We start from the raw sequence: 15045 nt of genomic DNA, 5'->3' as shown, positions 1-15045 counted from the left end.
TTTTTACATGAAAAATCTTACGGCTGCCATAATGATAACCCCTGCTACAACTGTAATAGATAAGCTTTTGGTTACAAGTGCAATCATAAGCGTTGGCACAAATGTAATAAATACAGGCCAATCAAGTGTAACAATTTTTCCGTTTTCGGTATCCAATAAGTTTTCGATGACAAGAGCACTCAAAATACAAACTGGGATAAAGCTTAACCATTTTAATACAACCTCTGGTAGCTGCACATTTCGGACGAATATAAAAGGAATAACACGTGGTAGCCAGGTTACAAGTGCACAGCCAATGATGAGCCATACCATAGTAGCAGTTGTCGTCATTTATCTGTCACCACCCCTATAGTTGCTACAATCATTGTTGATAGAAGAACAGCCACATGCGAAGACACAATATAAGAAAGACCATACATAATGACAACCATATAGCCGATTAACATAAGATAATGCATGATTTTACTTTTGCCTACACTACTAAGCTGAAGAACAAGGAGTGCCACAAACATAGCAATCAAAGCGAAATCTAAGCCCCATTTTTCAGGATCTGCTACCCACTGACCTAAGTAGGCGCCAGTTATACAAGAAAGAATCCAAAAGGAGTAGGCAGTTATATTCAGCCCATCCATCCATTTGCCATGTAGCTTACCAGTTTGCATTTGCTTCGTAACGGCTACACCAAATGTTTCGTCCGTTAATAATGTGCCAAAACCAACATTTCTTAGCATAGAATAGCGCGTAAAATGAGGAGCTAATGTTAAACTCATTAGTAAATGGCGTAGATTTACAACAAAAATGGTTACAATAATAGCAGAGGCTGGGCTATTTGTTAAAAGTAGTGCACAAAAGATAAATTGTGCAGAGCCTGCATAAATGAGTATAGTTAAAAGTGCAATTTCGAGTACAGATAAACCAGAAGCGGAACCTACAACACCAAAAGCGAGTCCTATGCTAATATAACCGAGTAAAGTGGGGATGCAATCTTTCACGCCTTGTAAAAAGCTATCGTCTGGCGTGTTTACCGTTTCGTTTTGAAAATCAGTTGTACTTGTCATTAAATAGATCGTCCTTTCTTAAAATTTCCATGTATACTAATGATGGAATAGTTTGATAGTTCGTGATGTTTATTAAAGTATACATATGTCTAATAAAATAAACAATAGAAATTGGTGAATTAAAATGGAACAAATGAGTCGAAATTTGGCATTTCAATTAAAGAAGATTAGACAACAGCGTCATTTAAGCTTAGACGATGTTGCCAAGGCTACAGGTGTAAGTAAAGCGCAACTTGCACAAATTGAAAAAGGGGAGGCTAATCCTACAGTATCAACGATTTGGAAAATTGCAGCGGGAATGCGCATTTCATTTTCTTCGTTATTACAAGCACCGACCGCACACTTCATGAAATATAGTAGTAAGGATGCGCCACGTGTAGATGAAGATGAAGGTCGCTATCGTGTGTATTCCATTATTCCTTATAATCCAGAACGTGGCTGGGAGCTGTATAAGATTGAAATGGAGCCCGGAGCCTATAGCAGGAGTGAGGCTCACACAGAAGGGGTAGAAGAAACTGTAACTGTTATCCAAGGACAAGCCATTATTTCTGCTGGAGAGATGCATGAATTACTGGAAGAAGGGGATACACTAGTATTCTCAGGACATCAACCCCATGAGTATAAAAATACTTCGGAAAAGTTAACGATTTTACATTTAATTTTGCAATATAAGTAGAGGTGTCGATTTTGAGTGAATGGTTTACTGTAGATAATATCGAGAATATTGCGGCACAATATCGAACGCTTGGCCCAATCATTGGATTATTTTTAACATTTATAGAGGCGTTTTTTCCATTTTTACCTTTGGTTGTGTTCGTTGTCGCCAATGCGAGCGCATTTGGTTTATGGTTAGGTTTTTTATTATCCTGGATAGGTTCTGCAGCTGGCTCATATGCAGTATTTTTACTTGTCCGACATTTTGGCAAGCATCCAAAGCTCCGATTTGTCACAGGCAGTAAAAAAGTACAACAGCTAATAAAATGGGTAGATATGAATGGTATTAGTCCTCTATTCGTGTTACTTTGTTTTCCTTTTACACCCTCAATCATTGTAAACATTGTAGCAGGGCTATCCCATATTCATAAAAAGTATTATTTTGTGGTGTTATTGGCTGGGAAGTTCGTTATGATTTTAGGAATGAGCGTGCTTGGTTACGATTTGAAGTCGCTTCTAACAAGCCCTGTAAGACTGATTATTGCGGCTGTTGCGATTGTCTTGCTTTGGTGGATCGGCAAGTTTATAGAGAAACGATTAAACGCACGTGTGGAAAGAGACTTAAAACATGCGCGGAAATTAACGAAAAATCATCAACGTTGAAAGTTGAATATGCACATCTTACCCCTTTTATCATGTAAAATGAGAGAAGGGATTTTTTATCTTCATTCATAAAGGCAATGCAATGCTCGAGTAACGTGGAGCAGCGCTTAGATAAAACATTAAAATGCACAGTTAGAGTAGCGAGACGCTCGGGTCAATGAGAAAACCGCTCAGGTAGATCAGCAATGCCCGTGTATTTACGACTAACATTTTTTAAAATAGATTATTAACAGGAGGAGAAAAGTACATGACATTGCGTATTGTATCAGGACGTTCAGGAACGGGTAAATCAACGTTTATTCATCAAGAGATTGTCGAGCAACTAAAATCTGATCCGTTAGGTCATCCAATTTTTGTGATTGTGCCTGACCAAATGTCTTATTCAACGGAGTATGAGCTTACGAATAAGCATGGCTTGCAAGGCTTAATCCGTGCGCAGGTCATGACATTTAAACGATTAGCATGGCTAGTATTACAGGAAACGGGTGGTATTGCTCGAAAAGAAGTAAATGGCTATGGCTATCGAATGCTTATCCGCAAACTTTTAGCGGAACAAAAAAGTGAGTTTTCATTATTTCGACAAGCAGCTGGGAAACGAGGCTTTACGGAGGAAATTGAAACGCTATTACGAGAGTTTAGTCGTTATAGTGTAAATAGTTCAGTGTTAGCTGAGGTGTCGGCATCTTTGCAGGCCATTGATGCGCCTAATACATTGCAAGCGAAGACGAATGATTTACAAGTAGTTTTACAAGCTTTGGAGGAACGCCTTGGCACAACGTATGTCGATAGTGAGGGGTATTATCCGATTTTAACCGAGCAACTAAAATACTCTGAGACGATGAAGCAGGCGTCGATTTATATAGATGGTTTTACAGCATTTACTGTAAGAGAATTAGAGCTTGTAAAAGAGTTATTGAAGGTGACAAAACAGGTAACGGTAGTTCTTCCCTTTGATCATATCGAAGAAGTTTATGATGAGCAGTCTTTATTCCATGAAGCCGCTTCAACGAACCAACGTTTACACGATATTGCATATGAAGAAGGCATTGAAGTAGCAGCACCATTGCACTTCTACAATACGCATCGTTTTCAATCTGGTGATTTACAGCATATGGAAAATCACTTTGCTGATATGGTGCCTCAAACGGAAGAAACATCAGGTGATGTAAAGGTACTTGAAGCATCAAATCGACGTGCAGAGATACATGCCATTGCCCGGGAAATAACAAAGCTGACAAGAGAGAAGGGGTATCGTTATCAAGATATAGTACTTCTTTATAGACAAGCAGAAGTCTATGACCCGCTTATTTCAACAATTTTCCAGCAATATGAAATTCCTATTTTTACAAATACGAAAAAGACAATGCTACATCATCCTTTAATTGAACTTAGTCGATCTGCTTTAGAGGTTATTACTTCTAATTGGAAATATGAACCGGTTTTTCGTAGTGTAAAAACAGATCTATTTTTCCCGTTACATGCTGAGCTAAATGTTTGGCGAGAGCGTGCGGATCGTTTAGAAAACTACTGTTTAGCACAAGGCGTCTTTGGTGAGCGCTGGTTTGAGGAAGCTCGATGGTTTTTCAAAAAGTATCGTGGACTTGAATTCCATTCACGCGTGCAAACAGACGAAGAACGTGCCATGCAGGCAGAAATCGTAGCCATTCGTGACGAAATTCGTCAGCCGCTTAAATCATTACAGGACAAGCTGGAAGTGGCGACAACAGGTAGAGATGTAGCGACAGCTTTATTTGAGTTGATTGAGCGTTTAAATGTTTATGAAAAGCTTCAAGCAATGAAAGACCGCGAACTTGATCGAGGTGATGCATTAGCGGCAAGTGAGCATGACCAGGCTTGGAAAGAATGGATTGCAGTGCTCGATCAATTTGTTTATATGTTTGGTGAGCAAGAGATGTCTGTGGAGGAAGCGGCGAAAATTTTAGATGAGGGCTTTGATACATTAGAATTTTCGCGTATCCCGCCTACATTAGATGAGGTCATGGTAGCGACAGTTGATTTAGCTCGTTTATCGAATATAAAAGTCGCTTTTGTCTTAGGAATGAATGATGGAGTCTATCCAACTCGTATGGATTATGAGGGATTGCTGTCAGATAACGAACGTGAATGGTTTAGTCAAATTGGCTATGAGCTAGCACCGACATCTAAAAATCGTTTACTGCAGGAAAATTTCTTGCTATATCGAGCTTTAACGACGCCATCTGATAAGTTATATATGTCCTATCCAACGGCAGATGAAGAGGGCAAGGCGCTACTGTCTTCACTCTATATAAAGAAAATTATCGGCAATGATAAAACGGCTGGCCTTTTGAGCGGTGTCGAGGTCGAGCGAGTTGTAATCGATCCAATTGAACTACTGGATGAAAGTGCATTACCGTATTTACGCCATCCACGTACTGCTTTAGCACATTTAATGGTACAAAAACGCCAAGCTGAACATAGTCGAGAGCTGGCGCCAGAGTGGCTTGCTTTACAAAAATTTTATCAACAGGACCCTTACTGGGCACTTATTTATGATCGAGTTTTACATCCGATCACTCATAAAAATGAAGCAGAGCCATTAGAAAACTTCATCACCCAGGAATTATATGGTCAAAAGCTAACATCTAGCGTGTCTCGTATTGAGAAATATTTCCGTTGCCCATTTTCTCATTTTACAACCTATGGACTTCATCTTGAAGAGCGGGCAGAGTACAGACTAGAAACATTTGCAATGGGCGATTTATTCCATGAGGCATTGAAATGGATTACTGAGGAGACACACCGTCTGCAGCTATCATGGATACGTTTAACAAAGCAGCAAATTAAACAATTAGCACGAAAAGCCGTTGAGCAAATTGTGCCGGTATTTTCACATCAAATCTTACTGTCAAGCGCACGTTATCGCTACATTCAACGCAAGCTTATTCGTATTGTCGAGCGAACAATGACGGCACTTACGCAGCATGCGAATGTATCTCACTTTAAACCAATTGCCATTGAGGCATCATTTGGACCGGGACAAAATGAACAGCTTCCTCCACTTGAAATAGATTTAACAGGTGGTAAGAAAATGTTTATGCGAGGTCGTATTGATAGGGTGGATAGTGCGTCTATTGATGACCGCTCTTATTTACGGATCGTCGATTATAAATCATCCGCTCGTGATTTAGATTTGAATGAGGTTTACCACGGTTTGTCTCTACAGGTACTAACGTATCTAGATGTGGCGATGGAAAACGCTTCTTATTGGCTGCCAGGTGAGGCGGAGCCAGCTGGTGTTCTTTATGTACATGTCCACAATCCAATGCTAAAACTTGATAAGGATTTAAGCGACAGTGAAATTGAGGAAGACCGTTTAAAACAATACAAAATGAAAGGTCTTTTGTCCGAAAATGCGGAGGCCATTTTATCGATGGACGAGCAATTAGAGGAATCGAGTGGGCATTCAAAAATTATTCCTGTCTATATGAAGAAAGATGGGACACCATCAGAATCTCAGTCACGTATTGTACCTGTTAATGATATGAAAAATCTACAGCATTTTGTACGGCGCAAGCATCAAGAGGCTGGTAATGGGATTTTAGCAGGAGATACCTCCATTAGTCCTTATAAACTTAAAACAAAAACAGCATGTGACTACTGTCAATTTACAGCTGTTTGTCAATTTGATCCATCTGATGGCAAGCAAAGCTATCGTCAGTTACAGCAAGTAAAACCGAATGATATCGTTGAGAAAATTCGGAAGGAGATGAAGTAAGTTGGTACAAAAAATACCCGAAAAACCAGCGCAAGTGACGTGGACTGACGATCAGTGGAAGGCCATCTATGCAAGCGGTCAGGATACACTTGTATCGGCTGCGGCAGGCTCTGGTAAAACGGCAGTACTTATTAATCGCATGATTGAAAAGGTAGTTGCGTTAGAGAATCCCATCAATGTGGACGAGTTACTTGTCGTAACATTTACCAACGCATCTGCAGCTGAGATGCGTCACCGTATGGCGGAGGCACTTGAAAAGGCTATTGCAGAAAATCCAACTTCCAACCACTTACGACGCCAGCTAAGCCTTGTCAATAAAGCACAAATTTCAACGCTGCATTCCTTCTGTTTAGCCATTGTTAAACAGTATGCCTATATGTTAGATATTGACCCAGGCTTTCGTATAGCGAATGAGGCGGAGGTTGCGTTGCTAAGGGACGATATATTAGCAGAAGTATTAGAAGATGCTTACGATTCTGAGGATGAGGCTCAGGTTCAAGCAATCTACCGTCTTGTTGATAGCTTTACGTCGGATCGTGATGATCAAGCTATTGAAACATTAATAAGCAAGCTTTATGATACGTCTCGTGTTCATGCCGAGCCTCAAAAATGGCTTCGTAGTCTACCAGAGACATATGACTTAGCAGCGGACGTGACCATTGATGATTTAGAGCTGTCGAAATATGTGAAGTTAACAGTCAAGCATAGTCTTGAGGAGGCATTCGTCTTAATTTCTGAAATGCGTGCCATTACGCTACAGCCCGAGGGACCTGCACCATATGCTGAAACCGCAGAAATGGATTTTACCATGATTCAGGAAGGCATTCGCATTAGTCGTGAAGGAACGTGGCAGGAACTCTTTGATTATTTTGGTACGGTGAAATGGTCAACGTTAAAGCGTGTATCAAAGGATGCTTTAGTGGATGTGGAGCTACAGGAACTTGCCAAGAAAAAACGTGAGGCAGCTAAAAAAATTGTGAACAAGCTGAAAGAGACTTATTTCGTTCGTACTCCTGCACGCTTGCTTGAAGAAATACGATTAATGGGTCCGACGATTGGAACATTAGTTGAATTAACAAATGTTTTTAGCGAACAGTTCCGCATGGCAAAATTAGAACGAGGAATTATTGATTTCTCGGATTTAGAGCATTTCGCATTGCAAATTTTAACTGTAGAAGTTGAAGGTGAATTACATTCTTCACCTGTTGCACTAGATTTGAAAAAACGTTTTAAAGAAGTACTTGTTGATGAATACCAAGATACAAATATGCTTCAAGAAACAATATTGCAGCTTGTGAAAACAGGTAGTGAGCAAGAGGGAAATCTTTTTATGGTTGGGGATGTGAAACAAAGCATCTACCGTTTCCGTTTAGCAGAACCGAAGCTTTTTATGCGAAAGTATAGTGAGTTTCTAGAGGCCCCAGATTTAACAGGAATGCGTATAGATTTAAACGCTAACTTCCGTAGTCGAAAAGAAGTGTTGAACGCTACAAACTATGTATTTGCACAAATTATGGGTGAGCGTGTAGGGGAAATTCTTTATGATGAAAATGCTTCACTAAAGCCAGCAGCACCATATGATGACAAAGAAGTTCCGGTAGAGCTAGTCATCATGCATCCTCCTCAAGAAGAGGCGCTGGATGAAGAGACAGAAGATAGTGCAAGCGACGCCTCGGAACTAGAGGAATTAAAAAAATCACAGTATGAGGCACGTTTTATCATTGAGCGTATTCGGCAGATGATGGAGGATGGGACAACTGTATTCGATACAAAGACGAAGAAAGAACGTCCATTAAAATATAGTGATATTGTAATTTTAATGCGTTCAATGACATGGTCAACAGATTTAGTAGAGGAATTTAAGCTTGCGGGAATCCCTCTCTATGCGGAGTCCTCCAAAGGGTATTTTGATGCGCTTGAAGTCATGATTATGCTGAATGTACTAAAAATTGTCGACAATCCATATCAGGATATTCCTTTAGCCTCGGTGTTACGCGCTCCATTTGTTGGCTTAACAGAAAATGAGCTAGCACAAATACGGCTAGCAGATACAAAAGCGCCATTCTATGATGCATTAAGGCAATTTATTCGAAGTGATGGACATGGTGTGCAATCTGACACTTTTGTGAAGCTTCAACGATTTATGCTAGCATTTGAAAACTGGCGAGATTTAGCACGACGTGGTTCACTGTCAGATTTAATTTGGAAAATTTATTTAGACACGCATTATTATGAGATGGTTGGGGCGATGCCAAATGGTAAGCAGCGTCAGGCCAACTTACGTATTTTACATGACCGTGCTTTAATATATGAGAAAACAGCCTTTCGAGGACTATTTCGTTTTTTACGTTTTATTGATCGCATGCGTACGCGTGGAGATGATTTAGGAACAGCGAAATCGATTGGAGAAAAGGATGACGTCGTCCGTCTTGTGACCATTCACTCTTCAAAAGGATTAGAGTACCCTGTTGTCTTTGCTGCAGGGATGGGGAGACCGTTTAATAAAATGGATTTTCACAATCCGTATTTATTCGATCAAGATTTTGGCCTTGCAGTGAAGGCAATTGATCCAGAAAACCGTATTACGTATACATCCCTACCATTTTTAGCGCTAAAGGAGAAAAAGGAGCTTGAAATGCGTGCTGAGGAAATGCGTGTATTATACGTAGCAATGACACGTGCGAAGGAGCGACTTATTTTAGTAGGCTCCGTGAAAAATTGGAGTAAAACGCTCGATAACTGGCAGGATGCTCAAAGTTTACCGGTGGATGCCCCACTACAGGAGTATTTACGAGCGAGAGCTAATAGCTACTTTGATTGGCTTGGACCTGCAGTTGCTAGACATGCAGATTTTGCTTTAATTGCTAACTCCTCCTATAAGGCACCTGAAGATGTATCGCATTGGTGGGTACGTGCAATTGAAACAAGTCATTATGCGTATGATATACAGGCGTTAGAGGATGAGGTACAGCAATTGCTAGAAACGCCAGAGGATGAGTCTTTACTGTCGGAAATTACGATGCGCTTTCAAGCACAGTATGCATTTCAAAAATCAACACAAAAACGCTCCAAAACATCTGTTAGTGAAATTAAGCGTTTAGAAAATCTACAGCGGCAGGAGGAGCCTGAATATTACTTTTCAGTACCTTCAAAGCAAAAAACGACAACCATTGCGCCCCGTCCAACCTTTTTACAGGACAAACAGCTGACAGGTGCAGAAATAGGAACAGCTGTCCACACAGTTATGCAGCATGTACCTCAAAACGGCTTTACGAATGTACAGGAGGTTAAGGAGTTTGTCGCTAATTTAGTGGCAAGGCAGCTTCTGACCGAGTCTGAGGGCAAGGTTGTTCCATGGAATAAAATATATAACTTCTTTACGACAGACATTGGACAACGCTTTAAAAATGCAAAAACAATTCGGAGAGAGCTGCCATTTACGATTAGTAGAGTAGATGAAGATGGTGACGCTCAAATTATTCAAGGTATAATTGATTGCTTATTTGAGGATGAAAATGGTGAATGGGTCTTGCTCGACTATAAGACAGACCGTATCCAATCACATTTTGCTGAGGAGCCAGCGCTAACGAAGGAACTCTTAAATCGATATGGTGTCCAGCTTAGCGTTTATAGTGAGGCGATTGAATCTATCCTTCAAATTAAAGTGAGTGATAAGGTTCTATATTTATTTGATATTGAACGGGTTTTACAAGCATAAGTGAACGCGGTGAAAACAGGGCTATCTGATATAGTTTCAGATAAGGGAATGAATGTTAGAGAGTCCTGTTTTCCCATATACATAGAGGAGGCTATTTTGTGGAGTTAAAACCGACAATGTTGCAGGAACGCATCGCAACATTAGATATTTTACGTGGTATTAGCTTACTAGGCATTTTACTCGTTAATATGTTTGCCTTTTATTTGCCAATGCCATATATTGATTTGGCATCATGGTTTACAACACCGTCAGATATGGTGTGGCATCAAAATTTAGATATTTATGTACAAAGTAGCTTTTATCCACTGTTTGCCATGTTATTTGGCTATGGACTCGCTATGCAATGGCAGAAAGCACAAAGTCGTGAACAAAATTTTTATGCGATAGGACTGCGAAGACTTTCTGTATTATTTGTATTTGGTTTGCTACATGCTGTGCTCATTTGGTGGGGCGACATTTTGATGATGTATGCATTTTGCGGCGTATTTTTATTGCTTTTACTACGTCTTCATCCTATTTGGTTATTGTCAATCGGTATTATGATTAACGGTGTTTTGCAAGCTTTTATGTTATTTGTTGTAGGATATATTAATTTTAATATGAAGATTGATGAGTATTTAGACATAACGTCGGTAGAGCAAGCGATCATTGCTTACGGAACAGGGAGTTGGATGGATGCATTTATGCAACGCTTAACCGATTTATCTGAGCAGGCTGGGATCCATATGTGGTTTGTGGCATTATTTACAATTTTACCATTCATGTTAATTGGTGCTGCGGCATCTAAATGGCGTTTAGTGGAACGAGCGAAGGAGCTAAAATGGCTTTGGCTGGCATTAACAATAGCCGGGTTGGCAATTGGTATTTTTATCAAGAGTTTACCGATCATGTTTACACGTACGTATTTATTAGACTACTTGAAAGGTTACATAGGTGGTCCAATTTTGGCAGTAGGCTACATTGGGCTCATCGTATTACTTTGTTTACTTCCAGTTGTCTCAAAGCTACTTAGTCCTTTTGCAAAAATAGGGCGTATGTCGTTAACGATGTACATACTTCAATCGATTATTGGAACATGTTTATTTTATCAATTTGGATTTGGCTGGTATGGAAAAGTGAGCGTCGCAACGGGCGTGTTAATTGCAGTCAGTATTATTATCGTACAAATGATTGTGGCAGAAATTTGGCTAGCAAAATGGCAACAAGGTCCGTTAGAGGCTTTATGGCGCAAATTAACTTATAAGGCGAAAACAAAAGCAGGCTAATTGTGTGGAGGTGCTTGACTCTCTTGCAAAAAGCGAGCAATCTACGATGGAAATCAGCCTTCATTTTTAATGTGATGGCAACATAAAGTGAATGAATGCGTCTTGTATAATAAGAATAATTTATTTACGATTTGGCTCATTAACAAAAGTTTGGAATAGCATTTGTTAAAACGTATGTTATGTAGTGGAGACTGGGTGACTCCAGGAAAGCGCCTAGTCGGAACGGAAATCAACCACACGTTTTGGTGAAGAGCCCGCGATTTAAAAATAGTTGTCGCAAAAGTAAGGCAATTCCTATAATATTGTTGTATCATGTAGAAAAAAGAAGGAGCTCTGAAAATCATGAAAATTTTATCGTTTAAATTAGGTGGACATGTAAGCTTTGGACCAAAAGTAAAAAAAGAAGAAGCGGTATGGGATGTACTCGCTATTCAAAATGAACTTCAAGTTCTCCCTTCTTTTTCAAGTTCAATTGTAGATGGCATTGCTCTAGGCTTTGATTTTGTTGAACAGATTCGTAAATTAGTAGAAGCCGCTGAAAAATCAGATCGCGCTAATAGCTTCAAACGTGAATTTACAGCGATCGAGTGGTTATCACCGATTCCACGTACACCAAAAAACATTATGTGTATTGGGAAAAACTATGATGAACATGCTAAAGAAATGGGTGCAGAGGCAGCTCCAACAGATTTAATGGTATTTACAAAATCTCCGACTGCTATTGCTGCTGATGGCCAAACAATATCTATCCATGCCGATCTTTCATCTAAAATGGATTATGAAGGCGAATTAGCTGTTGTCATTGGTAAACGCGGTAAAAATATTCCGAAAAACTTAGCATACGATTATGTATTTGGCTACACGATTGCCAATGATCTAACAGCTCGTGATTTACAAGAAAAACATAAGCAATTCTTCTTAGGAAAAAGCTTGGAAGGAACTTGTCCACTTGGACCTTACCTTGTAACAAAAGATGAAATTCCGAATCCACAAGATTTAACAGTGGTAACAAAAGTGAATGATGAAGTACGTCAAAACGGCTCAACAAAAGATATGATGTTCACTGTAGAATCATTAGTATCGATTTTATCTCAGCATGTAACATTAGAGCCAGGTGATGTTATTTTAACGGGTACTCCAGCGGGTGTTGGCAAAGGCTTGAATCCGCCACAATTCTTAAAAGCTGGTGATACGGTGAAAGTATCTATCCAAGGCATCGGTACTTTAGTGAATCATTTCGAATAATTTTTTCAAATCCGCGGGAGTTTATCTCCGCGGATTTTTAACTTCTTTCAGCGGGTGTCCAAAGTCTAAGAACGCCACGTCCTGTGGCATTACCGAAATGACCCCATCATGTCGGCCCTCATGCAGGTCTAAGCACAAAGCCGATTCCGGACGCATTATTTATCTGCACGTCAGCGGCAATTATACTGTGGCGTAATTGATGTATATTATATGAACACTATTGTAATGTTTGAAACCCTTTCCATCACATGGTAGGATAGAGTTTGATAGAAAAAAGAATATGAGGTGGGACAATAATGGATTTCTTAACTAGCCGAACGGATTTGCATGTTACTACTTGGGTAGTTGCAATCGTAATCTTTTTAATTGCGGCATTAATGGGCAAGCAGTCAAAAGGCTTACATATGACATTACGTTTATTCTACATTTTAATTATTATTACTGGTGGGGCACTATTCATTAAAGGCATGGATTATAATATGGGTATGCTCTACGGCTTTAAATTCTTAGGCGGTATTTTAGTCATTGGCATGATGGAAATGGTATTAGTCCGTAAAAAGAAAAATAAACCAACTGGCATGTTTTGGATTTTATTTGCAGTATTCTTATTGATTACATTGTTCCTAGGCTTCAAATTACCAATGGGGCAAGATTTCTTAGCATAATTATTTGGAAAGGTCGTGAAGTTTTCGCTTCACGGCTTTTTATTTGGGGGAAGATGCAATCGCTTAGGTAGCTTGAAAAACTGATCGGGTAGATGGAAGAACAGCTCGGGTACGCTGGAGAAGTGCGCGGGTATGTCAGAAAACTGATCGGGTATACCGAAGAAGCGATCAGGTATCCCAGAAAACTGATCAGGTAAGCCGAAGAAGTGCTCAGGTCCCCAAAAAAACTGATCGGCTCCCCTGATCAAGCAGTTGAATGAATTTAAAGGAGAAGTTGACACCTTTTTGCCGTAATTAATTTTGCATTTTCGGAAAATATTTTGAAATGATAGCGACGTGACTATTTTATTTGGTAAAATGACGATGGATTGGTTTGAAAGAGAGGGAATAAAAGTGAAATTTAAGAAGTGGATGAGTGCGACAGCTGCATCGCTCTTACTAGCAACTTCATTAGTGAGTGCTACACCAGTTGCACATGCTGATGAAGCGTCGACAAGAACGATTGCAGAAGAAAGCATTTATGATTTACTCGTTGACCGTTTCTTTAATGGTTCGGGCACTAACGATTTTGATACAAATACGCAAGACCCTACTAAGTTTGCAGGAGGCGATTTTGTAGGTTTACAGGATAAACTAAAATTTATCGGAGAGATGGGCTTTACAATCGTTTCTATTGGTCCGATTTTTGCCACTGAAAAATATGATGGATCGATGCCGACGAGCTACTCTACAATTGAGCGTCATTTTGGGACATCTGAGGAGTTTCAAAGTGTCATTGAGGACTATAAAGCTAAAAATGTATCGATCATGGTTGATTTCCCACTAAACAACGTAAGTCCGAATCATGAGTGGGCAAAAGATCCAGCGAAAAAGGATTGGATTGCCTCAACAAATAATGGACAAGTACAGTGGGACTTAACAAACAAAGATGTACAAGAAGCACTTATTAAATCAGCAACAGATTTTGTTTCTACATATGATGTTGGTGGGGTGCGTTTAACAAATATTGCTGGTGTCGATACAGGATTTATTAATGAAATAATTAAGGCATTAAAAGATTCGAAAAAATCGCTCTATGTGATTTCTAATGAAGAAAGTGATGCAAACTTTGATGCAAGCATTTCACCGGCGACAGCTGATATTTACCGTAATATATTTAAAAACGTTGATATGGATTCTTCTAAATTGATGGAACCTTTTACAGGTGAGAAACCAACTCAGACTATGGTTGATTCACTAGAAACGCGTCGTTTTACATTTGATTCTGCAGCAGAAAATATGTTCCCACCTACGCGTTTGAAAATGGCGATGGGTGCTTTATTTATGATGCCGGGAATTCCAGTTGTGCAATATGGTACTGAAATTGCGATGAACGGGGAAATAAAGCCAGATACGCACCAAATTTTTAACTTTAAAACAGATGATGAATTAATCGAATATATTAAAAATGTTCAATCGTTACGTAATAAATCTGAGACATTACGCAACGGTGATTTTGAAGTTATTACAAATGAAAATGGCCTACTTGTATTTACACGTACATCCGATAAAGAGAAATGGGTCATCATGGTTAACAATACTAGTAAAACGCAACGCGTTGATTTAACACCTACTCAGCTAGGTGAAGGCAAAATGCTAAATGGTATTTTACATGAAGAAAAAGTTCGTATTAATGAAAAAGACGTTTATCCGGTTATTTTAGATCGTGAAATGGTAGAGATTTATCAAGTTAGAAATGATGAAGGTTTAAATGTATCTTATATGGTAGCACTAGGATTAGTATGGGTAATATTCATAGGATTTGTAGTTGCTATTATAAGACGAGGTAAAGTACGACGTAATGAACAAGATGCTCTAAAATAGAGGAGGTTTTTCATCCCTCATTGATGCAGTTCATACAGGATAAAATGCTAAACCCCCTCAACTGAACTGCACCCCAATTGTTAGACACATCTAACAATTGGAGGTGCAGTTTTTCTATGGCTAAATATACTGTAGAAGATAAATTACAAGCAGTTGA

The 15045-nt window shown here is 39.4% G+C and carries 10 protein-coding genes; 8 read left to right on the top strand and 2 right to left on the bottom strand.

The window, feature by feature from the left end; translation table 11 throughout:
- Window positions 1-3: 3 nt before the first annotated feature.
- Window positions 4-330, bottom strand: a complete 327-nt coding sequence (locus ACQKOF_RS10665; protein ID WP_427556460.1) for an AzlD domain-containing protein — start codon at window positions 328-330, stop codon at window positions 4-6.
- Window positions 327-1058, bottom strand: a complete 732-nt coding sequence (locus ACQKOF_RS10660) for an AzlC family ABC transporter permease (RefSeq protein ID WP_427556457.1) — start codon at window positions 1056-1058, stop codon at window positions 327-329. The genes ACQKOF_RS10665 and ACQKOF_RS10660 overlap by 4 nt, the downstream gene beginning before the upstream one ends.
- Window positions 1059-1182: 124 nt before the next feature.
- On the opposite strand from ACQKOF_RS10660, the gene ACQKOF_RS10655 reads away from it, so the two are divergent.
- The 8 genes from ACQKOF_RS10655 (at window position 1183) to ACQKOF_RS10620 (ending at window position 14888) form a co-directional block, all read left to right on the top strand.
- Complete coding sequence (locus tag ACQKOF_RS10655; RefSeq protein WP_427556454.1) at window positions 1183-1734, top strand: helix-turn-helix domain-containing protein; 552 nt, start codon at window positions 1183-1185, stop codon at window positions 1732-1734.
- A gap of 11 nt (window positions 1735-1745) precedes the next feature.
- Window positions 1746-2375 carry a TVP38/TMEM64 family protein gene (locus ACQKOF_RS10650; protein WP_427556451.1) on the top strand — a complete coding sequence of 210 codons (630 nt, stop codon included), beginning with the start codon at window positions 1746-1748 and terminating at the stop codon, window positions 2373-2375.
- Between the two features lie 247 nt (window positions 2376-2622).
- Window positions 2623-6132, top strand: a complete 3510-nt coding sequence (gene addB / locus ACQKOF_RS10645) for a helicase-exonuclease AddAB subunit AddB (protein ID WP_427556448.1) — start codon at window positions 2623-2625, stop codon at window positions 6130-6132.
- A 1-nt stretch (window position 6133) separates the two neighbouring features.
- Window positions 6134-9850: a helicase-exonuclease AddAB subunit AddA gene (addA, locus tag ACQKOF_RS10640; RefSeq protein WP_427556446.1), complete on the top strand. Its 3717-nt coding sequence runs from the start codon at window positions 6134-6136 to the stop codon at window positions 9848-9850.
- Between the two features lie 98 nt (window positions 9851-9948).
- Entirely contained in the window at window positions 9949-11115 is a 1167-nt protein-coding gene (locus ACQKOF_RS10635; protein ID WP_427556443.1) for a DUF418 domain-containing protein, read from the top strand.
- A gap of 342 nt (window positions 11116-11457) precedes the next feature.
- Complete coding sequence (locus tag ACQKOF_RS10630; RefSeq protein ID WP_370045188.1) at window positions 11458-12360, top strand: fumarylacetoacetate hydrolase family protein; 903 nt, start codon at window positions 11458-11460, stop codon at window positions 12358-12360.
- A 296-nt stretch (window positions 12361-12656) separates the two neighbouring features.
- Complete coding sequence (locus tag ACQKOF_RS10625; protein ID WP_427556440.1) at window positions 12657-13025, top strand: YisL family protein; 369 nt, start codon at window positions 12657-12659, stop codon at window positions 13023-13025.
- 393 nt (window positions 13026-13418) lie between these two features.
- Window positions 13419-14888 (top strand): alpha-amylase family glycosyl hydrolase, encoded by a 1470-nt coding sequence (locus ACQKOF_RS10620; RefSeq protein ID WP_427556438.1) that lies wholly within the window; start codon window positions 13419-13421, stop codon window positions 14886-14888.
- Window positions 14889-15045: the final 157 nt, after the last annotated feature.

Origin of the sequence: Lysinibacillus sp. NPDC093190 (assembly GCF_050280425.1) — a bacterium.
Lineage (GTDB): Bacteria > Bacillota > Bacilli > Bacillales_A > Planococcaceae > Lysinibacillus.
Note: the sequence above shows the minus strand (reverse complement) of the source record. Positions and strands in the feature narration are given on the sequence as shown.